General features: G+C 45.9%; 15 protein-coding genes. 14 read left to right on the forward strand and 1 reads right to left on the reverse strand.

Translation table 11 applies throughout. The features are described 5' to 3' along the window. The first annotated feature begins 27 nt into the window (after positions 1-27). Genes BN8899_RS05695 through BN8899_RS05715 form a run of 5 tightly spaced genes read left to right on the forward strand, consistent with a single transcriptional unit; the run spans position 28 to position 9,882 of the window. Positions 28-3,717 (forward strand): SusC/RagA family TonB-linked outer membrane protein, encoded by a 3,690-nt coding sequence (locus BN8899_RS05695; protein ID WP_231932275.1) that lies wholly within the window; start codon positions 28-30, stop codon positions 3,715-3,717. A gap of 11 nt (positions 3,718-3,728) precedes the next feature. Further along, complete coding sequence (locus BN8899_RS05700; RefSeq protein ID WP_065218662.1) at positions 3,729-5,195, forward strand: RagB/SusD family nutrient uptake outer membrane protein; 1,467 nt, start codon at positions 3,729-3,731, stop codon at positions 5,193-5,195. A gap of 21 nt (positions 5,196-5,216) precedes the next feature. After that, entirely contained in the window at positions 5,217-6,299 is a 1,083-nt protein-coding gene (locus BN8899_RS05705; protein ID WP_065218663.1) for a hypothetical protein, read from the forward strand. Positions 6,300-6,326: 27 nt separating this feature from the next. Continuing rightward, positions 6,327-7,217 (forward strand): BACON domain-containing protein, encoded by an 891-nt coding sequence (locus tag BN8899_RS05710; RefSeq protein WP_018339367.1) that lies wholly within the window; start codon positions 6,327-6,329, stop codon positions 7,215-7,217. Between the two features lie 46 nt (positions 7,218-7,263). Next, positions 7,264-9,882, forward strand: coding sequence for a zinc-dependent metalloprotease (locus BN8899_RS05715; RefSeq protein ID WP_018339368.1), 2,619 nt, complete (start codon positions 7,264-7,266; stop codon positions 9,880-9,882). A gap of 148 nt (positions 9,883-10,030) precedes the next feature. Here BN8899_RS05715 and BN8899_RS05720 read toward each other — a convergent pair whose 3' ends face one another. Further along, on the reverse strand, positions 10,031-10,717 hold the full coding sequence (locus BN8899_RS05720) for a hypothetical protein (protein WP_065218664.1): 687 nt from the start codon (positions 10,715-10,717) through the stop codon (positions 10,031-10,033). A 271-nt stretch (positions 10,718-10,988) separates the two neighbouring features. Here BN8899_RS05720 and BN8899_RS05725 point away from each other — a divergent pair, with 271 nt between their 5' ends. The 9 genes from BN8899_RS05725 (at position 10,989) to BN8899_RS05765 (ending at position 25,251) form a co-directional block, all read left to right on the forward strand. Further along, a complete protein-coding gene (locus tag BN8899_RS05725) occupies positions 10,989-11,642 on the forward strand; it encodes a hypothetical protein (RefSeq protein ID WP_231932276.1) in 654 nt (217 codons plus the stop codon). Between the two features lie 190 nt (positions 11,643-11,832). Beyond that, positions 11,833-12,387 carry an RNA polymerase sigma factor gene (locus tag BN8899_RS05730; RefSeq protein ID WP_018339371.1) on the forward strand — a complete coding sequence of 185 codons (555 nt, stop codon included), beginning with the start codon at positions 11,833-11,835 and terminating at the stop codon, positions 12,385-12,387. 111 nt (positions 12,388-12,498) lie between these two features. After that, the gene (locus BN8899_RS05735; protein ID WP_065218666.1) at positions 12,499-13,431 is read left to right on the forward strand and encodes an ABC transporter ATP-binding protein; all 933 of its coding nucleotides are present in this window, start codon (positions 12,499-12,501) and stop codon (positions 13,429-13,431) included. A 16-nt stretch (positions 13,432-13,447) separates the two neighbouring features. Further along, complete coding sequence (locus tag BN8899_RS05740) at positions 13,448-15,745, forward strand: Gldg family protein (protein WP_065218667.1); 2,298 nt, start codon at positions 13,448-13,450, stop codon at positions 15,743-15,745. 17 nt (positions 15,746-15,762) lie between these two features. Further along, the gene (locus BN8899_RS05745; protein WP_065218668.1) at positions 15,763-16,701 is read left to right on the forward strand and encodes an ABC transporter ATP-binding protein; all 939 of its coding nucleotides are present in this window, start codon (positions 15,763-15,765) and stop codon (positions 16,699-16,701) included. An 11-nt stretch (positions 16,702-16,712) separates the two neighbouring features. Next, positions 16,713-19,013, forward strand: coding sequence for a Gldg family protein (locus BN8899_RS05750; protein WP_065218669.1), 2,301 nt, complete (start codon positions 16,713-16,715; stop codon positions 19,011-19,013). 75 nt (positions 19,014-19,088) lie between these two features. Then, positions 19,089-20,261, forward strand: a complete 1,173-nt coding sequence (locus tag BN8899_RS05755; protein WP_187376779.1) for a FecR family protein — start codon at positions 19,089-19,091, stop codon at positions 20,259-20,261. A 55-nt stretch (positions 20,262-20,316) separates the two neighbouring features. Then, the gene (locus tag BN8899_RS05760) at positions 20,317-23,748 is read left to right on the forward strand and encodes a SusC/RagA family TonB-linked outer membrane protein (protein WP_082986916.1); all 3,432 of its coding nucleotides are present in this window, start codon (positions 20,317-20,319) and stop codon (positions 23,746-23,748) included. 12 nt (positions 23,749-23,760) lie between these two features. Continuing rightward, on the forward strand, positions 23,761-25,251 hold the full coding sequence (locus BN8899_RS05765; RefSeq protein WP_065218671.1) for a RagB/SusD family nutrient uptake outer membrane protein: 1,491 nt from the start codon (positions 23,761-23,763) through the stop codon (positions 25,249-25,251). Position 25,252: the final 1 nt, after the last annotated feature.

A 25,252-nucleotide genomic window follows, 5' to 3' on the forward strand; every position in this document is an offset into this window, starting at 1 on the left:
CATGTATAACTATTCAATTACAAATTTATGGAAAAAAAACGAATGGGAACGAAAACCATACCTTGGATTTCGTTGCGTAAAATGTTAATCTTTATGAAATTCGCATGGATCATTTTATGTTGTACATTTATGACAGTACAAGCAAACGTCTTCTCTCAACGAGCGGTAATCAACGCGAATATGCAGAATGTATCCTTGACCGCCGTATTCAAAGAACTCGGGAAACAGGCAAAATGTGATTTTTTGTACAATCACAACCTCATCAAAAGCAAGGGTACAGTCAACCTCGTTGCCAAAAACAAAGAACTCAAACAGATACTGGACGAACTCCTACCCGGATTCGGTCTGGAATACCAGTGGGATGATAACGTGGTAATCATTCGCGAAAAACCCACCGAACCGGAAGGTAAGAAAGAAATCCGCATCGTGGGAAAAGTAACGGATCAGCAAAAGCAGCCTCTGGCAGGCGTGACTGTTCGCCTGAAATCCGGTCAAATGGGCACCTCTACCGACATCAACGGGTGGTATCAGATCGTACTTCCGAAACTGGATTCTATCACCCTAGTCTACTCCTTCATCGGAATGGAAACCCGGGAAATCAAATACACGGGCAAAGACACCATAAACGTAGTGATGAAAGAATCATCGGCAATGCTGGACGAAGTCATCGTGAACACCGGTTACCAGCAAATCGACCTTCGCAAGACCACCAGTGCCATACAATCCATCAAAGCCTCGGACATCGTTGTCGCTGGATTGCAATCCATCGACCAGATGCTGGAAGGCTACATTCCCGGCATGACCTTCATGCAAAACTCCGGTCAGATCGGGGCTACCCCCCGCATCCGCATTCGGGGAACGTCCACCGTGCTCGGTTCCCAGGAACCCGTGTGGGTCATCGACGGTATCGTACAGGAGAACCCCGTGGATGTCGATCCGGAACAGATCAATGACCTGGACTTCGTCAATTTGGTCGGCAATGCCATATCCGGGCTCAACCCGGAAGACATCGAACAAATCGACGTATTGAAAGACGCCTCGGCAACCGCACTTTACGGGGCACGTGCCGCCAACGGGGTAATCGTAATCACGACCAAAAAAGGCAAACCCGGACCGCCCACCATCTCGTACTCCTTATCGGGAAGCTTCATGCGCCGCCCGCACTACGGGGACAACAGCGTGAATATGATGAACTCCCGCGAGAGAATCGCTTATTCCCGGGAACTCATCGAAAAGAGGGCTCCTTTCGGGGATTTGCAGACTTGGATGGGATACGAGAAACCCCTCCGGGACTATTGGGAAAACAAAATATCCTTCGAGGAAATGCAGAAAGAAGTCGGGTACTACGAGTCCGTGAACACAGACTGGTTTGACCTGCTCATGCGCAACTCCTTCACGCACAAACATACACTAAGCATTTCCGGGGGAAGTAGCAGTCTGAGATACTACGCCTCTGTCGGTTTCAGCGACGCCAGCGGAAGCATAAAAGGCGAAAACAACAAAAGCTACACGGCAAACATCAACCTGACGGCAAACTACAACAAATTCACCTTCCGCATGGGAATCACCGCTGACGCCAGTAAACGGAAATACACACCGGGGGACGTCGGCGTCACCACGTACGCTTACAACACCACACGGGCACTCCCCGTCTACAACGAGAATGACGAATTATGGTACTACCAGCGTTACACGTCAAACAACCAACCCGTCGACTTCAATATCCTCGAGGACGTCGCCAACACCTCACAGGACATCCGGGCAACGGGCATGACCATCCGGGCAACGGTAGACTACAAAATCCTCGATCCGTTGAAAGCCTCTGTCACCGGTTCGTACTCCACGGCAAACACCACCCAGGAAACCTGGCACGGCGAGAAATCATTCTACGCCAAATCCCTGCAAATCCAAAATGTACTGCCATTCGGGGGAGAACTCATTTACCAGAATTCCGAAAAATACTCCTACGTCGTACGGACACAACTGGATTTCAATAAATTCATCGACTCCGAACAAATTCACCTGATCTCCGCTTCCGCCGGGGGAGAAATATCTTCCACCCAATACTACGGGCTCAATCAAACCTACCGGGGCTACCTGCGGGAAAGGGGGAAAAAGATGGCAGAAATCACCGATTGGAGCCAATACGAAGATTTCATGAAATGGAGAGGCAAGACCTCGGCTGCAATGGGCGAATGGGCAGATAAACTGACCAACGTCGCTTCCTTCTACGGCACAATCTCTTATAGCTACAAAAATATGTATTCCCTGAATACCAACATCCGGATAGACGCCTCCAACCGTTTCGGTTCGCGGGCAAACGAGAAACTGGCACCCATCTGGTCGGTATCCGGACGCTGGAACATCAAAGAAAGTATCCTGTCAAAAGCCAATTGGATCAATACCCTAGACTTAAGAGCTTCTTTCGGCTACCAGGGAAATATGCTGGACAACGCCTCGGCAAAACTCGTGATCCGCAAAGAAGGCATACAAGACACATGGAAAGAATACTACTCTACCGTGCAAAACTACCCGAACCCGGATCTGAAATGGGAAAAGACAGCTTCCTACAACGCCTCGCTCGACTTCTCCTTCTTCAAAAATTTTCTCCGGGGCTCCGTGTCCTATTTTTACAAGAGGACACAAGACGCCTTCTTGACGAAAAACGTATCCAAAATCAACGGGCTGAACACTTGGACAGTAAACCAGGGAGTCATCACCAACCAAGGAATCGAAGTATCCATGAACTTCACCCCCATAGACACCCGGAGCGTCAACATCAACGGGTTCCGCTGGACGTTCAACCCCAACATCGGGCAAGTCATCAACCAACTGGTAAACCGGCGGTCACGCAAGGACAGATCCTTTGAACAAACCGTCACTTACGATATGTACCTCAATGGCTCGGCAGACATCGCCGGTCGCCCGCTCAACTCCTTCTTCTCGTACCAATACATCGGGCTGGAGCCAGGAAACGGGTTGCCCACATTCTTCGGTTCCGACCAAACCACTTACATCGACGGCAAAAAAACCGACCTCATGGAAAGATACAACAAAATGAGCGACCGCCAAGACGTGTGGCAGGAAGTCATGGTCTACTCCGGAAGCCGGGTACCCGACATCCAGGGAGGAATCCAGAACACGTTTGCCTGGCGACGTTTCACCATGGCTATCAACGTGGCTTACAGCTTCGGTGCTAAAATACGCTTGTTAAAAATGTATTCCAACGTATCTTCCAACTATGGCACGATCGCTCCCCGACCGACTGAAAATGTACGCCGGGAATTTCTGAAACGCTGGCAAGTCCCCGGCGACGAACTACGCACGGACATCCCGGGAGTCGTTTCCGGACCCGAATTCGTGAACACGCTTCACGACAAAGTATGGTGGAACAACTACAACGCCAAAAACGAAGCGGGAGTTTCTTACAGCTTTGCGTCAGACTTGTGGCAAATGTACGACAACTCGGATCTGAGAGTCGTGAACGGCAATTACGTCAAAATCCAGTCACTGTCATTACGCTACAACCTATCCGACAACCTGTGTAACAAACTGAGTTTAAAATCCTGTTACGTGAGCTTCTCGGCGACCAACCTGCATACCTTCTGCAGCAAAAAACTCAAGGGGCAAGATCCCGCTACACAAAATGGTTCGGCACCGCAAATCAATATGTCCTTGCGCCCGACCTATTCTTTCAACCTGAATATTTCATTTTAAATAAACGATCTATGAAAACAGGAATACTTTACATATCGGTCATCATCGTGCTGGCACTAACCTCCTGCCACGATTTTCTTACCAAATACCCGAAAGACACCGTGTACCCCACCAGCACCGACGACTTCAATGAACTCCTCATCGGTGACGGCTACCTCTCCGGTCCTACCAGATGGGACATCGGCAAATGGCTCAATCTCATGGACGACGACGTGGAATACACCCGCACCGTGACTGCCGTCATGAGTTCCATGCAGCAGTACCTGAAATTCTACAACTGGGAAGCGAACCCGGACTCTGAGGACACGTGGAGCGACCTGTATAAACACATCTTGTGCCTGAACACCATCCTCAGTGAAATCGATGACTTCAAGGATGAAAAAGGCGACGGCTACCGTCGAATCAAAGGAGAATCACACTTTCTCCGGGCAGGATACTACTTTTTCCTGACAAACATTTACGCGAAACCCTACTCGAAAGCCACGGCAGAGCGGGATTTGGGCATACCGTTGAAACTAACGGCAAAAATCGAAGACCGCAATTTCACCCGCAACACCCTGCAAGAATGTTACGACCAAATGATCTCCGACCTGAAAAATGCCATCATATGCCTGAAAGGCATCAACCAGCCCACCACCTTTCGGGCATCGGAAGAAGCCGCCCACCTTCTGTTAAGCCGCTTGTACCTGTACATGGGCGAATGGGACGAATGCATCAAACATTGCGACTCCGTGATGGCGAAACCCCAATACCACCTCCTCGACTACAATTCCGTGACCGCGGGCAAAGCGTTATCCGCCACGTCACCGGAAACCATATTCACCAATGGCGGCAACTCCTTCGGCGGTTCCAACGAACTATATATGTATATGTACCGTAGTTTTTTCCGGGTTCGGGACGAATTCTTAAAACTGTACGTGCAGGGAGATTTACGCAACAAACTATTCTTCAAATCGGGTAATTTCGGTGGTGCCCGCTACAACTACCCGAACAAACAGGCATCCTCTGCCGGAGGGGAATACTCCGACACCTTCGGGCTCCGGCTATCCGAAGCTTACCTAAACAAAGCCGAAGCCTTAGCCATCCTAGGCGAAGACGCAGAAGCCATCGAATTGCTCAAAGCCCTGCGTGCAAAACGATTCGCGGACAAGAGCGGTGGTGCAATCACTCAAAGCGGCGAAGACTTGGTAAACTTCATCCGTACCGAACGACGACTTGAACTCACCTTCGAAGGACATCGCTGGTTTGACCTGCGGCGCTATGCCGTCAGTCCCAAATACCCTTCCGAAACGAGTATCCGCCACCCCTACTACGAGGATGGTTCCGCCGTCACCTTGAACGACATGGTACTGGGCAAATACTCGGAAGAACCCTCCGGGTGGACACTCCTGATCCCGGAAGACGAAATCACCGAAAACCAGGGTGCCCTGATCCAAAACGAAGAACGCAAAGACCGGCAACCGGAAAGTAAAGAATAACACCATAAAAAACACCATAATATGAAAAATAATATATTACTATACATTCTTTTAGCGGGGCTACTTCTCCGCGGATGCACAAGCGACGACGGCAGATTAGACCCCACGTACGCCGACATCGACTGGTTCGCCATCCAGCCCAGCGACGACCCGTTAGACGGGCTGCGTTACGATATTTACAAAAAAAACAGGATTTCCGTCTACTACAACGACACCATCGGTTCGCAATACAGGGGAATGTCCGGATACGGCGATTCAGTCATCCATTACGAGATATTGGACTTATGCTACACGATAGAAGAGAACAACCAGACCGTCGAATACACGTTGTCGGCAGACCGAGACAAACTTTACGACGCAATCAAATTTGTCCAGCAAAAAGTAATACCCGCCATTCCGGCTATTGCCTATCCCAAAAGTTTACTGCTCGTCAAGGAATTGATACTCAACACGACATCCTCTACCACCATGAGAGTCGGGAAAACATGGACGGCAATGATGACGACCGCCATCGGCGCTGTCGAAGACATTCAAGGAATGACCGCCGACGAACAAGATGATTTTGCAGCCGAAATCACGGGAGAAATCTGTGGGGCTCACCTGTACAAGAACCCGACGGAACAAGTCGAAAATTTCTACGCCCTCTCCGAGGAACTGGCTGAATGGGAAGACCCGGAAGCCGGGCATACCATATACGGCTGTGTCCTGGACAATTATTACAAAGACCCGAGGGGCACCCACCCGGCATTCGATATCTGGTACGGCTTCGGTTTCCTCGCTCCCAGCCCGGACGGCAGATACTCCGACGTTGACGAATACACTACCCCGACGAAAGCGCAAGACCTTGCCGCTTACCTCAAAGCCACGCTCCTGTACGGGGAAGCCCTCGATCGATTTCGGGAAAACATGAAAAAAGAAATGAATAAAATCATCCCCGACTTCCTGGAAGAGAACCTGGACGAGGACGACCTGAAAGACCTCACGGAACAAGAATTTCAGGAACTCGTGGACGAATACGCGGAACACTACATGGAAATCATACTCGACAAATACCAAGTAGCGCTGCAATTCTCGAACGAACTGCAAGCCACGTCAAAAAAGTAATTCGGAAAACCTTAAAATTCGACGAACATGAAAAAGTTAATATATCTACTCCTGACCCTATGCCTCGGTAGCATGATTAGCTGTAACGATGACAAAGAGGAAACGCTGGACTTATCAACAGAAACCATCACGTTGGAGGCAAGCGGAGAACCGCAAAAAGTGGAAGTATTCACGGACAACCCCCAATGGCGAATTGTCGCCTCCAAAAATTCATGGCTAACAACAGACCGTGACAGCTGCTACGTGGTCGTGGGTGCCGAGCCCAATCCCACCAAATCGGAACGAACGGAACGGGTGATTGTCGTTTCACGCAAAACCCCAGGCTTCCTCATGGTAACCCAAAAAGCCAGCATGCGGGCTATCGGCGACCCGTACCCGGATGCCACCCATCCCATCGGCATCATCTACAAAGTCACCCACGGGGGAGAACACGGTCTAATCATGTCTCTCGACATGTTTGAAGGGGAGTGGGGCGTATCGGATGCGCTTGAAAAAGTACAATCGGAAACCGACGGCATAAACAACACGCGTACCGTCATCCGCAACCACAAAGACGACCCCGACTTTGCCGGGAAATACCCGATATTCCACTGGATATACAACACTAAAAACGGCAACAACCCCGACGGGGAATGGTACCTGCCCTCCTACCAGGAATTACAGGAACTTTATTTCGCCGCCACCGGATGCAAGCAACTCGCCGGGACACACAACATCACGTGGAGAAACCAATTCGATACCATGGTCACTGCCGCCGGCGGAACGCCATTCGTCTATAACAACAATATGCACCTGTGGGCATCTTCCGAAATGACCGCACAAAATGCCTACCAGGTACTCTTTAAAACAAACGAAAAAAGTATGCCCTACACCTCCAAAACAACAAAACGGTGGGTGAGAGCGATCCGAGCCTTTTAAATAATCACACAATAAAAACAAAATGTTAACTTTAAAAATTGGATGTATGAAAAGATTGTATGTACTCATCCTGGCACTAGCCCTTCTTGTGCCATGTAGCCTAGCGTATGGAGGAGAAAAAAAGAGAAAGGACAAAAAGAAAACCACTCAAACAGACTCCATAAAAAAGAAAGTCAGCAAATATGACAAACTCCTCAAAAAACCGGGTTGCCAAACCGCGAAAGGGAATTTCATCACCTTACACAAACTCGGGGGGAAAATCTACTTTGAATTCCCGTTAAAATACATGACTCGGGAAATGTTGATCGCCTCCACCCCGGCAGAATCCAGTGACCCCACGGTATGCCCCATCGGGTACAAGGGACATGACCCCATACACGTGAAATTCGTCCTCGAGGACAGCCTGGTCTACCTGCAACGCGTAACCAGCTCGGTAACATATGACGAATCCGACCCGAACCTGACCCGGGCTGTCAAAAGCAGCTTCAAGGACGTGTACATCAAAAAATACCCCGTCCTCGCGTACAATCCGGACAGCACGGCAGTGGTCTTCGACATGACGTCCATGTTCATGGGCAACGAACCCGAACTATCCCCCATCATCACGCAACTGGGATACCTGTCTGTCGTTTCCAACATGAAATCAGACCTATCCTCGTTAGGCAACATCAAGGCATTCGACGACAACGTGACCATAGAATCCAACTTGTCATTCAGCTACGTCCTGCGCTTCCTGTTCTTCTCCGGCGGCGGCGGCGACGTATCAGCCCGGGTAGTACGCACCGTGCTGCTACTACCGGAAGACAAAATGAAAGCCCGCATATCCGACTCCCGCGTGGGCATCTTCCTCACCATGAAACAACATATCTCCACGGACGAAGACAAAATCAACTTTTACAGCATAGCCAACCGTTGGCGGCTCGAACCCAAAGACATGAACGCATGGGAACGGGGCGAACTGGTAGAACCGAAGAAGCCGATCGTGTACTACATCGACAACGCTTTCCCGCAACTGTGGCAAGACCCCATAAAAGAAGGCGTACTCCGGTGGAACAAGGCATTCGAAAAAATCGGTTTCAAAAACGCCGTACAAGTCCGGGACTTCCCGAAAAACGACCCGGACTTTGACCCGGATAACCTGAAATATTCCTGCATCCGCTACGTCCCGCTCAGCATCGAAAATGCCATGGGTCCCTCTTGGGTTGACCCCACGACCGGGGAAATCATCAACGCATCGGTTATCGTCTACAACAACATCATCAAACTAATCAACAATTGGCGTTTCGTGCAAACGGCACATATCGATCCCTCCGTCCGCACCAAGAAAATGCCGGACGACATCGTGAAGGAATCCATCGCCTACGTTATCGCCCACGAGGTAGGACACACTCTCGGTTTAATGCACAATATGTCCGCATCCAATGCCTACCCTGTCGATTCGTTACGTTCAGCCACCTTCACCCAAAAATACGGCACCACCCCGTCTATCATGGACTATGCCAGATTCAACTACGTGGCTCAACCGGGTGACCAAGGCGTAAGATTAACCCCTCCCGACTTGGGCGTATATGATGAATTCGCCATCAAATGGTTGTACTCCCCCATCTCCGGCAACCTGACCTCCACCGAAGAAGCCAAGATTCTGGAAAAATGGGTGGACGAGAAAGCCGGCGATCCCCGCTTCCGTTACGGCAAACAACAAATCCTGAGCCGTTACGACCCGACCGCCATCGAGGAAGACCTCGGCGACGACCCGATTAAAGCAGGCGAATACGGGATCAAAAACCTGAAATACATCTTCGCCAACCTGAACAACTGGATTCAAGACGACGCAACTACCCTCCATCGGCAGGAACTGTACGGGGAACTAGCCAGCCAATACTTCCGTTACCTTCGCAACGTGATGTACAACGTGGGCGGCATACGCATGACCGCAGTAAAAGAAGGCACGCCGGGCAAACGTTTTGAACCCCTGCCCAAAGCCCTGCAAAAACGTTCCATCAACTGGGTCTTAAATCAACTCCGGGACTGCGAATGGCTGGACAATCAGACAAACGCTCCACAGGCAAGCCTTTCCCTGAAGATGTCTTCCCGTGTCGTTTCCAGTATGGCAGAAACCATATTTGAAACCTTATCCAACAAAGTACAGGTAGCAGCCCAACTGTCAGACGATCCTTACACGATACAAGATTACTACGATGACTTGTATGCCGGAATCTGGAAAAACACCATCGACAACAAAAAACTAACCGCGAATGACCGGATGTTGCAACGCTCCGCCATGCAGGCTCTCGTGAAAGGAACACTACGAATCATAGAAGGTAAGGATCCGCTTTTCAATGCCTATGCCCCCTCGCTGGACGAAATCATCGATTATCGCCTTGACCCGTCCGGCATGACCCAGCGGTATTACAAAGAATTGAAAGAAATCGAGAAAGAAAAAGGACAGGCTGCCATCGCCGAACGGTTGGAACAAAATTTCGATTACGGCTACAAGTGGCAAAAGAAACTAGAAATCGAAAGCATCGACGAATCCGAAAGTTGCTACATAACCATGCTCAACAAAGTAAAAAACTTATTGGAAAATCGAATCGCCTCTGCTAACAAAATAGATAAAGCACACTACCAGGCGATCCTGTTCAAAATAAAAGCCTTGAACAAATAAACGGACAAAACGGTTTGTTCTTTTGGGTAAAAAGGGGGTGGCACAATCATTTTGAAATAAAGTGCCCCCTCTTATTATTCACTAAAATATACACTCGAAACACAATTTCTATTTTTCATACTATCAGCAGAGAAACAAGTAAATACCCTCACGCCTCCGGCTCCCACACGCATATCGAATCGGAAGTATCTTTCCCGTCAGCTCTCACGGCGAAAACATAAACAAAAAGCCCGTCCGCATCCGCTTTGCCGGGAAAATCCATGCTCGCAACAAACGATTCACCCCGAGTTCCCAACTCTTGCAACCGACAACGCCGCTTCTGCACGGAAAGCATTACCCCGTACACCTTATCATCAGAGAAACAATCAACCGACTCCACGGGCATCCCCTCGTGGGTGAAAACAACCTTCCGGTTCCCCGCATCAACTTCGACATCGACCATCGGGGACACTAACTGTCCCGCCGCCACGCGCAATTTGCCATAATCAATCACTCCCGAGAATTCCTTCTCCGCCTTTTTACGATTACTCACCGGTTTTTCCGGGTCTATTTTCTCCACGACGACCGCGCTCTTCACGTTCGCACCGGTAAACCCGTTAAACCCCTTGCCATACCCGTTTCCCCCGGGAAAACCCAACCGAATCACCACCATCATCCACTGCTTTCTTCCCGCAACAGTCCCAAACGCCATGGACTGCCGTTTTTGTGGTTCTCCCCCGGATTTACGTTTCAACGAGGTACTTCTACAACAATTTTTCCCGTCGGGCCTCACGTAACCGATAACGTTCCCGTATTTTCCCCTAATCTTTCCTATTGGATTTACAAATTCTGCCATAAACTTCTTACTTTATTTTTCCTATTTACAAAAATAAGGAAATAAATTCAAAATTAACCCAAGACAAGGGAAATACATAAATTATTTTAGTTTTATTTTCGTAACAATACAGAATCAATACCGTGTAAAACGCTGTAGATTCCCTGTAGATTCGCTGTAACAACGCTATATATATACAGCGTTGCTACAGCGAACCTATTGTATATTTACAATATTATTTGTACTATTGTACCGGAATTGATACACTATTAATACTTAATTCATATAGGTTATGGATAAAACATCACCACTACTTCTCGCGCTACTCGCCAACGGACCGATCAGAATGGACGGGGTTACCTACTTTCTTCAAGGCGGTCAAGTAAGAACCTGCAAAACCAAACGGGGTCCCAAGAAAACAAGAACGGAAGGCGAGGAAAAATCCTCGAACCGCTTTACCGAAGTCCGCAAAATGTGGCGAATGTACCGTCGTGCCATCGGGGGATTGCCGATATGGAGCGTGTGGGCGAGAGAAACAGGGGCTCCCAAGAGCGACACACTATTCCATTCCGTGAACGGGAGTTGCTTCCGCCCGGGTGAAGGTGTATGGGCATTCCCCACGTTCCGATTCTCGATGGGGACACTGGATGCTCCCGTGATCACGAGTGCCGAACGTGACGGCTGGCAAGTCACCTTGCGATGGGAAAACGATATTGATTGCCCCAAAGCAAGCACTTCCGACCAAGTATACATCGGTTACTTCTACGGCACGCAACCCCGTTCCCCGCAATTCATCACCTGCATCAACTCCCACCGGGGCGACGGCGAAATTATCATCGAAATTCCCACGGCAAAACAACCGGATGGAACCCCTCTACACCTCTATTTATTCTTCGGCAACGAGAACCCCAATCGGTTCTCCCCAAGCGAGTACGTGGAAGTTTGATATGAATGATAAATCTATAATTAAATATCTATCATTAAACCTTCGTTTATTGATTTCAAAAATACGAAAAAAACATCTCACAGACTTTTAGATAGGATGTTTTTTTCCTCTGGCAATTAGATGGTTTCGTAAAGTTCTCTTTTTTTACGGGAAAATATGGCATGATAGCAATAAACGAAGGTTTAATGCAATGGGTGCTATAATCACATACGAAGACATTAAAAATGGGGATATTAAAGCCTTTGAAACTCTCTTTCAAGAGTTTTATCCTTCTATGTGTATTGTCGCTACGAAATTCATCGCTGATCAAACAGCGGCAGAAGACATTGTACAAGAGGCGTTTATCAAACTGTGGGAAAAACGAAATGCTTACCAAGATATTCCTAGCTTAAAAACATTTCTTTACGTGTCTGTCAAGAATTTATGCTTCAATCACATCCGGGATAGAAAGGTCACTATCGACTATACTTCGCCTGAAGCGGAAAAGCAAGAGGTCATTTTCAAAGATCTTTTGATCGAGGAGGAAACATATCGAATTATAGAAGATGCAGTAAACGCCCTACCCCCGCAAAGCGCACGAATAGTTAAAATGTATTTAGAAGGAAAACAAAACAAAGAAATCTCAGAAATCCTAAATATTTCCGTCAATTCTGTTAAAACGCTAAAATACAACGCACTAAATTCGTTACGAACGATATTAAAAGACTATTTTTACGTTCTTTTGCTATTTCTGGCAGAAAAATAATTCTAAAAGAAATGTCAAAATAACGTGAAAAAGCACCCTCGATTCATCCTTTCCCAGTTTTGTCGTGTTCTGCTATTAGAAACGAAAATCCAATAACACGATAAAAAGATTATGGAAGAATCAGTAGTAAAAGTCGAACATCTCTCGCATCGCTACAGCGTACAGTGGGCGATTAAAGACATCAATTTCGAAATTAAACGCAAAGGAACTCTCGGGTTGCTCGGCTCGAACGGGGCGGGGAAATCCACCACGATGAATATCATTTGCGGAGTTCTTAATCAGACAGCCGGAGAAGTATATATAAATGGTATCAATCTTCGGGAAAATCCGGTCGAGGCTAAAAAACATATTGGTTTTCTTCCACAGAAACCGCCATTGTATCCGGACCTCACGGTCGACGAATACCTGACTCACTGCGCCTTGATGCGTCTGGTTGATAAAAATCAAGTCAAAACCGCAGTGAAAAAAGCAAAGAATCGCTGCGGTATAGCACATTTCAGCAGACGGTTGATCAAAAACTTATCCGGAGGGTACCAGCAACGAGTGGGTATTGCCCAAGCTATCGTGCATAACCCAAGATTCGTGATTCTTGATGAACCGACAAACGGATTGGACCCGAATCAAATCGTAGAAGTACGACACCTAATTAAAGAGATTGCTGAAGACCATTCCGTGTTGCTTTCCACTCACATCTTGCCGGAAGTACAAGCCACTTGCGACGACATTATCATGATCGAACACGGGAAAATCGTTTTCTCGGGCACCATGGACGATTTTTCCAATTATATGGAGCCTAATACTTTTATCGTTTCCATGACAGCCCCCCCGTCAATAGACACCTTATCAAAAATCCCGGGAATCACTCACGTGGAGCATATCACGGACACCCGATTCAGAATGCATTTCAGTTCAGGACAAGAGATTACCAAAAAAATGATCGAATTGAGTGTTGCCAACAATTGGCATCTGCACGAGATTATACTGGAAAGAGATTCTCTCGATACGGCATTTGCCCAACTGTCAGGAAAAAATATTCAAAAATAAAAGACACCATTTATATATGAAAACAATATTCAGACTAGCGAAGACAGAACTTCGCATTCTATTCTGTTCGCCTGTATCTTGGCTGATCCTAGTGATTTTCGCCTTTCAGGCAGGGTTAAATTTTTCGGACAACTTCGGTGGACAATTAAAACGCCAAGCCCTGGAATACGGGCTGGGCGGGATTACCAAAGAAACATTTGCCGGGTACACGGGGTTATTCGTTTCCATGCTCAAAAGCCTGTACCTTTACATTCCGCTTATTACCATGGGACTAATGAGCCGGGAATTAAGCAGCGGCTCTATTAAATTTTTGTATTCATCACCGATAACTACAACGCAAATTATTCTCGGCAAATACCTTTCCATGTTGATTTACGGTGCAATGCTAGTAGTTATCTTATTAATATACGTTGTTTTCGGTGCATTCACCATAGAGAATATGGATTTGCCTTTCGTCCTTACCGGCTTACTGGGGCTCTATTTGCTCACGTGCGCTTACGCCGCGATAGGGCTTTTCATGTCAAGCATCACATCTTACCAAGTTGTCGCCGCCATGGGAACATTGGCTGTTTTGGCCGTGTTGAATTTCATCGGTGAAGTTGGACAAGATATTTCACTCGTGCGCGACATCACATACTGGCTGTCTATCTCGGGACGCGCTTACAAGTTCCTTGCCGGAATAATATGCAGCGAGGACGTTTTGTACTTCATCATCGTGGTGATGTTGTTTATCCTACTTTCTGTCATGCGCCTGCAAGCTGCCCGGAAAAAACGCAGTTCGATTGTTACTTTCGCCCGTTACTTTACAGTTGTCGGTTGTGCGCTTTTTATCGGATACCTATCATCGTTGCCAGTCTGCAAATTTTATTATGACGCAACAGACCTCAAGGTAAACACGCTGACTCCCGGCAGCCAAGAAGTTGTTAAAAATCTTGATGGAGGCCTGAAAATCACAACTTACATGAATATTTTGGACGCCAATTATGGCAGTGCCCTTCCCAGCCAATTAAAAAGCGACTTTGAACGCTTCGAACAATACGTGCGCTTCAAGCCGGAAATCAAGATGGAATATGTTTATTACTACGCACCTTCCGTAGAGCCCTCTTTCGATGGCCGATTCATGGAGTTGCAAGGGAAAGAAAGAGCAGAACGTATCTGTAAAATCATGGAGGTTGATTTCGATATGTTCCTTTCACAGGAAGAAATAGATCAAGTCATCGATTTAAAATCCGAAGGCTACCGTTTCGTCCGCATACTGGAACGCGAAAACGGACAAAAGGCAACCTTGCGTCTTTATAACGATATGATGAAACATCCATCGGAAACAGAGATTACGACAGCATTGAAACGCTTTTTAGTACCAGCCCCAAAAGTGGCATTCCTTACCGGGCATGGCGAGCGTAGCGTGAATAGTGGTGGAGACCGTTTCTATTACACGTTTGCCCGGAGTATTTATTTCCGCCACTCGTTGATCAACCAAGGATTTGATGCCACGACCTTATCCATTAAAGATAAAGATATTCCGGAAGATGTAAATATACTGGTTATCGCCGATATGCGCAGCCCGCTTTCCGACGAGGAAATGGCAAGACTGGAAAGGTATATAGATCGAGGTGGCAACCTATTCATCCTTGGAGAGCCCAATCGACAAGAAGCCATGAACCCGTTGCTCTCTCGTTTCGGGGTAAAACTTATGCCCGGAACTCTCGTGCAGCGCAATCAGGATTACCTACCATCCGTTATCACGGCACGCCTTACAGATCAAGCCGCAGCACAAAGCCCCCGTTATGCTAAAGTCAAAAATTGGGGAGCTTGTATCGCTATGCCCGACGCCTCCCCCCTGCAATATGACACAGACAAAGGATACACGGTCAAACCTATCGCAATGACTCTTCCCAAAGACAGTTGGAATGAATTGGAAACAACGGACTTCCTCGACGGGGAATTGTCCGTCAACGAAGCTATCGGCGAGAAGGAAGCATCTTATCCCACAATCCTGGCATTAACCTGCCAACGGGGCGATAAAGAACAACGTATCGTGATTACGGGAGATGCCGACTGTATCAGCAACACGGAATTGGCAAACAGCCGCAACGGTATTTTCGCAGTTAATTTCGATTTTATCAGCGAAACTTTTAAATGGTTGTCATACGGGGAATTCCCCATAGAAACTTCTCGTCCTGAAACCATCGACAACACGATATTCCTAACCCGTAAAGCCGACCCGTGGATAAGAGCTTTTTCATTGGGAGTAATTCCATTTATCCTGGCTTTCGCCGGATTCATGGTGTGGTACAAGAGAAGAAAGTTTTAAATTTTAAATTACAACACATGGAAAATTCAATTGTAAAGGTCGAGCATTTGTCTCACCGGTATCATATACATTGGGCAATAGAAGATATCAATTTCGAAATCAAAGAAAAAGGAGTATTGGGTTTACTTGGCTCCAACGGTGCCGGAAAATCCACAACCATGAATATTATTTGCGGCGTGCTGAACCAGACCGAAGGAGAGGTTTACCTTAACGGTTACAGTCTCCGGGAAAACCCAATAGAAGCGAAACGCCATATTGGGTTCCTTCCCCAAAAACCACCTCTTTACCCGGATATTACCGTGGAAGAATACCTAACCTATTGTGCCCACTTGCGACTCATGCAGACAAAAGACATACCCGAAGCCGTCAAACGGGCCATGGAACGCTGCGACATCACGCATTTCCGCAACCGGATGATCAGCAATCTTTCCGGGGGATATCAACAACGGGTGGGAATCGCACAAGCTATCGTACATAATCCGAGTTTCGTTGTTTTGGACGAACCTACAAACGGTCTTGACCCGAACCAAATTGTCGAGATTCGCCGCTTGATAAAAGAAATTGCCACAGACCATGCCGTATTGTTATCTACCCATATTTTATCCGAGGTACAGGCAACCTGCAACAATATCCAAATGATTGAACAGGGGAAACTTGTATTCTCAGGAAGCATGGATGACTTCAACAACTACGTGGCTCCATCCTCTTTATTAGTCCGGTTTGAAGCCGCTCCTTCATTGCAGACTCTCGAGGCGATAGAAGATGTTGACGCCGTGGAACAAATCGACCGGTACAGTTATCGCCTGCGATTTGACGCATCAAAAGAAATTAGCGAACGGATTGTTCAACTCAGCGTGACCAATGCTTGGCAATTATGCGAGATTCAACTGGAGCGACTGGCTCTTGACACGATTTTCGCCCAGTTATCAGGAAAAAAGTTCAATTGTAAAAAATGAAAACCCCATCTATGAAAACAATATTAAAGATAACCAAAAACGAACTTAGCACGCTATTCTATTCCCCAATAGCCTGGCTTATTCTTATTATCTTCACGTTCCAATCGGGAATGACTTTCGCGGACGCTTGGGCCGGCATTTTACGCTCACTGGCACTAGGCTATAACGTGTACAACACGACCGAACGTTTGCTTCTCGGCTATTCTGGAGCCATATCCGGCATGCAAGATAATCTGTACCTTTACATTCCACTCCTGACCATGGGACTCATGAGCCAAGAGTATAATAGAGGATCTATCAAATTACTTTATTCCTCCCCGGTAAGCAATCGCCAGATTATTTTCGGGAAATACCTTTCCATGATTGTTTACGCGCTATTACTCATCGCGGTTCTTTTTATCTATTACGTGTTCGCGGCATTTTCGATAATAAACATAGATACTCCTTACGTCTTTGTCGCTTTATTGGGAATTTTCCTGATGGTATGCGCTTACGCTGCCATCGGTTTGTTCATGTCGACCCTGACATCTTACCAAGTTGTTGCCGCCGTGGGGACGCTGGCAGTATTGGCCTCCCTGAACTATATCGGTAATATCGGACAAGAAATACCTTTCGTACGCGATATCACCTATTGGCTCTCCATATCGGGACGTGCGGATACCTTTTTCCGCGGCCTTGTGTGCAGTGAAGATCTGCTCTATTTCCTTCTTGTTATCGCACTCTTTATAACACTTTCCATACTTCGCTTACAAGCAGAACGCACCAAACGTTCCGCTACACAAAATACACTCCGGTATGGTGGCGTTATTTTATTGACTCTCGTTATCGGTTACACGAGCTCCCGTCCTTATGCACGCGTATATTACGATGCGACGGAAATGAAAGATAACACATTGACCCAAAACAGCCAGGATGTCATGAAAAAACTGGATGGTCCCTTATCCATCACAACATACGTCAACATGTTGGACGAAGACTATTTCCGAGGCATGCCCCGTTATTACAACGATGATAACGAACGATTTGAAAAGTATGTCCGTTTTAAACCGGAAATTAAAATAAAATATGTCTACTATTATGACAAAATTGCCAACCCGCACCTTCAACAGCGTTACCCTGGTTTGACAGACGAGCAATGCCTGGAAAAGATATGTGAAGTTGAAGACGTTGACGTAGAAGACATCCTTACCCCTGAAGAAATTCGCAAGCAAGAAGATCTTTCAGGCGAATATAACAAATTTGTACGCGTTATAGAACGAGGCAACGGGCAAAAAGCTTTTCTCCGAATATACGATGATAACCATAAGCATCCTTCTGAAACAGAAATCACAGCCGCACTCAAGCGCATGGTGGTAAAATCCCCGTTGGTAGCATTTCTCACCGGTCACGGAGAACGGAATATTAACGGAGCCGGAGAACGCGATTACTACGCCTTCTCCCAATACAAATCTTTCCGCAATTCACTCGTCAATCAAGGCTTTGACTGTATATCTTTGTCGCTTGACAGCATTGATGCAATCCCAAATGACGTTGATATTCTCGTCATTTCAGACATGCGTACCTCTTTACTTGATAGAGAACAGAAAATTATTGAAAACTATGTTGAAGAAGGCAGAAATCTTTTGATCGCGGGCGAGCCCCGGCGTCAAGAACAAATGAACCCATTGCTCGCCCTTTTCGGGTTAAAGTTTATGCCCGGTATTCTTGTACAGGAAAGTAAAGATTTTTCTGCCGACCTGATTTTAGCTTCTGCCACTCAAGCCGCAAGCGAATTGTCTCGTTCTTTCTACAGGATGGCTCGTTATGGCTACAAAGCGACAATGCCAACCACTGTCGAAATACGCCAAGTTGAAGAAAAGGGATTCACCCTGACCCCGCTATTAATGACGGACTCAACCGGAACGTGGAATGAATTGGAAACCACTAATTTCATTGAAGACACAGCCCGCGTCAATCCCGCTATCGGAGAAATAGAAAAAGCATACGCCACCATGTTATACCTTACCCGACAAATAAATGGCAAAGAACAGCGTGTCATCGTCCTCGGGGATGCCGATTGTATCGGGAATGGAGAATTGTCTAAACAGCGCAACGGACTTGACGCAACGAACTTCACGCTTGTAACAGAATCTTTCAGATTGCTTTCAAACGGGGAATTTCCCGTGGACACGCATCGAAACTATTCTTCGGACAGAGGTGTACACTTGGGACAAAAAGCAGGAATCTGGATAAATATTCTTTTCATGGGAATGATCCCGGGAATACTTGTCATACTATACCTTTGCTTATGGTGGAAACGAAAGAGCAAATAATTGTTGTTGCATTCATCCTTTTACACACTTCATGTGTTCTGTAAATAGATAATGAAACCTAAATATCGGAAACTTATGCCAGAGTACACAAAAGAATACCGGATCGCACAGCTTTTAGCGAAACAAATGACGGGCTCTCTCACTCCAGAAGAGAAGCACGAACTGCAAGAATGGGAAAATAACCCTTCCAACAAGTCGCTTCGGATTAAAATAGAAGATCCGGAAAACAAGCGCCAACGCACTTCGTTTATACATGAATTGGACACGATTTCTTCATGGCAAAAAGTGGAGAAACGCATTTCACGAAAAAGCAAGGCGCGTATACATAAACTTGCATGGTGGTCAAGCACTGCAGCCGCTATTATTTTGTTAGCTCTGGCATTATTGCCCAATATTTCTTCAAAAAAAGAGATAAAAAATGCCATTCCTGTAGCCAACGTGCAGCCGGGAAGCACCAAGGCGACATTCATCACTCCCGAAGGAAAACAATTCCATCTTTCGCTTCAGGATACAACCCGCATCCTTGAACTTGGTTCTGGCATTCGAGTTATTGCCAAAAAGCAAGGCATTGAATACATCGGTGACGACAAAGCGATCAATTATAAAGGGAAAAAGAATACCGTTCGGGTTCCGAGAGGAGGAGAATACGAATTAATATTACCGGATGGAACTCATGTATGGATCAATTCGGATTCCGAATTATCCTTCCCCGTTCAATTCAGCAACGACAAACGGGAAGTATTACTTTCCGGAGAGGCTTATTTTGATGTTGCCAAAATGAAAGACTGCCCATTCATCGTGAAGACGAATAATCTTGACATCCAAGTATTGGGTACGCAATTCAATGTCCAAGCTTACCCCGATGCAAAAGTTACGGAAACAACCTTATGCGAAGGTTCTGTCAAAGTTTCAGATGGAGAAAACAGCGTAACCCTACTTCCTTCCCAACAAGCGGTGTACGTGAAAGCGGACAAGAATCTATCTACCCGAAAAGTGAACCCACGCGCGTACACAACTTGGAGAAAAGGAATGTTCGTGTTCGAAAATGAATCTCTCGAGAATATCATGAACACCCTTTCCCGCTGGTATGACATCCACGTGTTCTACGAATCCCCTGTAGTGAAGACCTATCATTTCACGGGAGACCTAGAACGATATAGCAATTTTCAAAAAGTACTTAATATGATAGAAAAAGCTACATCCATTCAATTCGTTATAAATGGGAATACCGTTATCGTCAAACAATAACCAATTAAACAAGCAATTTTAAAACTGATCATCCAAATCATTAATTTTTAAATTTATGGAAAAAAAACGAAAGAGTACTTTTGATTTTCATCAAAAGGGGAAGAAGATGCTTCTCATTCTACGAACAGCTCTCTTTTTCTTGCTCATTCAGGCTTTCACCGTGGAAGCGAATGCGTCGGGACAAGTGACTAAAATTACGATGAAGATGGAAAATGCCACCATCGATGAATTAATCAAAACCGTAAGAACGGAAACCGATTACAAATTTCTTTATCGTATTGAAGAAGTGAATAAATACGGGAAACGGGACGTAAACCTCCAAAATGCATCTATCGAAGAATTTTTGACAAACATTTTGAAAGGAACGAATTTATCATACGAAATAGAAAATGACGTCATCATCATCCGTCCTTCTAAAGATGATGATAAAAAAACAAAGGAGGCACGAAATATAAAAGGAACGGTCTATGATGAAAAGGGACAGACGCTACCGGGAGCCACAATCATGATAAAAGGCACTGCTGTAGGGGTTGTAACGGATGCCGACGGGAAATTCAAGTTGGAAATTCCCAAGATGGACAGTATCGTTCTGGTAGTATCTTTTATCGGATACGAAACGTTGTATCTCCCGTTGAGCGAAGACCCGAAAGATGATAAAAAAGAACTTGCCATCAAACTAAAAGAGGAGATCACCGAAATGGAAGAGGTGGTGGTTACCGGTTACGGCAAAGTCCGGAAAGAAAGTTTCACGGGAAGCAGCGTCAGCGTATCGCAAGAACAATTGATGAAAGTTTCTAAAACCAATGTTTTGAAAGCTTTACAGGCGTTCGATCCCTCTTTCCGCATACAAACCAATAACCAATGGGGATCCGACCCGAATGCTTTGCCTGAAATGTATATCCGGGGACGTTCGGGAATTGGAGTCAAACAACTGGACGCCAATTACACGAGTAAAGGGAATCTGCAAAATAATCCGAATTTGCCGACCTTTATCATGGACGGATTTGAGATCAGCGTCCAAAAACTATACGACATGGATCCGGCACGTATTGCAAACATCACGATACTGAAAGACGCTGCCGCAACCGCACTTTACGGTTCGCGTGCTGCCAATGGGGTTGTCATCATCACCACAGTAGCTCCGAAGCCGGGGAAACTGAACATATCGTACAGCTTAACGGGAGAAGTAACCATGCCGGACTTGTCCGCCTACAACTTGATGAACGCCAAAGAAAAATTGGAAACAGAACGACTTGCCGGAGCTTTTGAACCCTATGAAGGCCCCTACCAGTATGATATTGATTTAGAGTTGGAAAAAAGATACCAGGCAAAACTGAATAACATTGTAAAAGGTGTTGACACTTATTGGTTGTCGTTACCCCTGCAAACAGCCTTTAACCACAAACACAGCCTGTTTATCGAGGGCGGTTCGGACAACTTGCGTTTTGGTGTTGATTTGTCGTATTATAACGAAGACGGTGTGATGAAAGGCTCTTTCCGAGACCGTTTGGGAGCTGGAGTCACTTTAGATTACCGCTTCAAAAACCTTCAAGTAAAGAACCAAACCAGTTTCAACATCACAAAATCCAAAGAATCACCCTACGGTTCTTTCAGCAATTTCGCGAACGCATTACCATATAACGAATACAAAGATGAAGCCGGACGTTATTTGGAGGAATTGAATACCTGGGGTGAAGGAAACACATTCCCCAATCCCATGTATGAATCATCTCTAAGAAACTTTGACAAATCCCAAACGGAAGAACTTATAAACAATCTATCCGTAAATTGGAACATCGGGCAATACTGGTTGTTGAAAGGCCAGTTCAGTCTCACCCGACAAATGAACGAAAGCCGCCGTTTCTTGGATCCGTTATCTAAACAAAATGCCAATCCCATTTCCTCCTTTAACTCGACTTCAGGAGAATTACATACCACGGACGGCAATAGTTTCAGCTGGGATATGCAGGCAACCCTCTCTTATAACCGTACCCTCGAGAAACACAATATCAATTTCCTGGTCGGTGTCAACCAAAAAGCTTCAAAGACGGAAAGCATTTCCGCCGAATACCGGGGATTTCCTTCCGGAGTATTGAATTCTCCTAATTACGCGGAAGAAATATACGAGAAACCAAGTGCCTCCGAGAACAGCACCCGCCTTGTGGGTTTCTTGGGAACAATCAACTACAGCTATAATAACATTTATTTACTGGATGCATCCGTGCGTATGGACGGTTCTTCCGAATTCGGTTCGGACAAACGTTTCGCTCCATTCGGATCATTCGGGGTCGGAATCAATATCCACAACTATGCATTCATGAAAAATTGGGGCAAGTTCGATCTATTGAAGATAAGAGGAACTTACGGGGAAACAGGAAAAGTAAACTTCCCTTCTTACGTTGCCCGCACGACATTCAAGATCCTCTCCGACGAATGGTACAAAACCGGATTCGGAGCCACGTTAATGGCACTGGGGAACAAGGATTTGACTTGGGAAACGACCAAAGAATATAACATCGGTATCGAGGTGGGCGTATTACAAGATTTACTGTACATGGATGCCACTTATTACCGGAAAAAAACCGTAGACTTGATTAACAACGTAACCATTCCCAGTTCTACCGGATTCACTACTTACATGGATAATATAGGAGAAATCGAGAATAAAGGTTTCGAATTGAATTTCAGGGCAAACGTTATACGACAGAATAACCTTTTCGTGGCATTGTTCGCTAATCTGGCTCACAATCGAAATAAAATCTTAAAAATTTCCGAAAGCCTAAAAGCATACAATGACTCTGTTGACCAACATTTTAAAGAAAACAGAGATGAAAATGAACCATTTTTAAAATATGTTGAAGGAGGGTCACTGACTTCCATCTTCGGTATGCGTTCCCTGGGCATAGATCCTGCCACAGGCGATGAGATCCTACTCAAGCGTAACGGAGAGCAAACAAAAACCTGGTCTTCCAGTGAACAAACCGTACTGGGGAACACGGAACCGGACGCACAGGGTACCTTCGGAATCAACGTGACCTGGAAAAATTGGAGTTTGTACGCCACTTTCATGTATGAATTCGGCGGAGACGCTTACAATCAAACTTTAGTAGATAAAGTCGAAAACGCCAATATCTACACGATGAATGTCGATAAGCGAATTCTAACGGAACGTTGGCAAAAACCGGGAGATGTAAAAAAATACCGCAAATTGGCACTAAGGGAAAACAAAGGTTCGTTCACGATACCCACAACCCGGCCTACCGAACGGTTCGTTCAAAAAAACAACAATTTATCGTTAAATTCCATCACGCTGGGATATAGTCTGCAAGCCAATTCTCACCGTTGGTTGAAAACGAGCGGCATCAGTATGTTGCGTTTTGAAATCGGGGCCAACGAACTATTCTATTGGTCCAGCATCAAGGCAGAAAGAGGATTGAGTTACCCCTTTGCCAGAACCATGAATTTCTCTTTAAACCTAACTTTCTAAAATTTAATTGTTATGAAAGTAATCAGTATCATTTCAACAATATTCATTCTAGCCTTGACCTCCTGCAACTCATGGCTAGATATCACCCCCCAAGACACGGTGGACGAAGATAAGTTATTCGCCACAGGGGACGGATACCGTAACGTATTAAACGGCGTGTACAAACAAATGGCAACCTCCTCCATGTATGGACAGGAATTAAGCTGGGGCATGCTGGATGTAATGGCGCAATTGTATCAATCTCGAGCTTTCGGTTCGGCCACGAACTATTACAAGATCATGTCGAAATACAATTACGAAGACAAGGATATAAAACCTGTCATCCAGACTATTTGGTCGCAAGCTTACAATTCCATTGCTAATTGCAATAGCCTGTTAAGCAAAATAGACGAAACAGATTCCACGCTATTCAGGGCTTTGAATCACGAAAAATTATTGATTAAAGGAGAAGCATTGGCATTACGGGCTTTCCTACACTTCGACTTACTCCGACTCTTTGCCCCGGCACCGGTGACCCAAAATACAGGAACACACATACCCTATTTCACGACTTATCCGTCGACGTTCGAACCGGACCGCACGGTAAAAGAAGTCTTGGAACTTGCCATCAAGGATTTGGAAGAAGCCAAAAACCTTGTCGCTCCACACGACACATTAGACTGGCGGTATATGTTGACAAATGCTCACAGAATATATTATAGGGGAACAGATACAAAAGCAAATCAAGATTTGTTCTTCAAGAACAGAGGATTCCGAATGAATTATCTCGCCGTTTGCGCATTATTGGCAAGGGTGTACAATTACATGGGAGAATTGGACGCAACCTATTACCAAAAATCATACGATATGGCAGAACATGTCCTTACGTTTGCCGTTGCTCCTGACAGCTATTACTCTACTTTAGACTTCACGGATTATTATGACACGGATGAAAACAAGAAACGGTACGAGGAGGTACTTTTCTGCCTTTCCAACCAAAAACTACTGGAAAATTACGAAGTTCTGACATCAAGCGAGTCACCTAAGGTTAAATTCTATCTGCGATCTCCCAGTTCCTTGTTTGACGATAATGCCGACGCCCGGTGGACGGAATTAATAGAAGCCAGCGGCAGCTATCAAATTTGTACTAAAAACATCGCCCCGCATGGAAATATCGGCGACTACGTGTATTGCCAAGATATGTTGCCCATGATCCGTTTAGGCGAATTGTACTACATACAAGCAGAGCATCTTTGCCGCCAGGATGATATTCAAGGGGCAATAGAGAAACTCGATAAAGTAAGGTTTGCACGCAACTGTCAAACCGGTAGCATGGGCGAAATGAGCAAGAAAATCAAGGACCTTGAATCTTTCAAACAGGAAATGGCAAAGGAAGCGTTGCGGGAATTCATGCAAGAAGGACAAGCATTCTTTTATTACAAACGCTTCAATATATTTCCTAAAACCGGCATGAAAGACGCTGATATGATTTTACCCAAACCGGAAAACGAAACTATTCACTAAA

The organism is Butyricimonas sp. Marseille-P2440 (genome assembly GCF_900091675.1).
Lineage (GTDB): Bacteria > Bacteroidota > Bacteroidia > Bacteroidales > Marinifilaceae > Butyricimonas > Butyricimonas synergistica.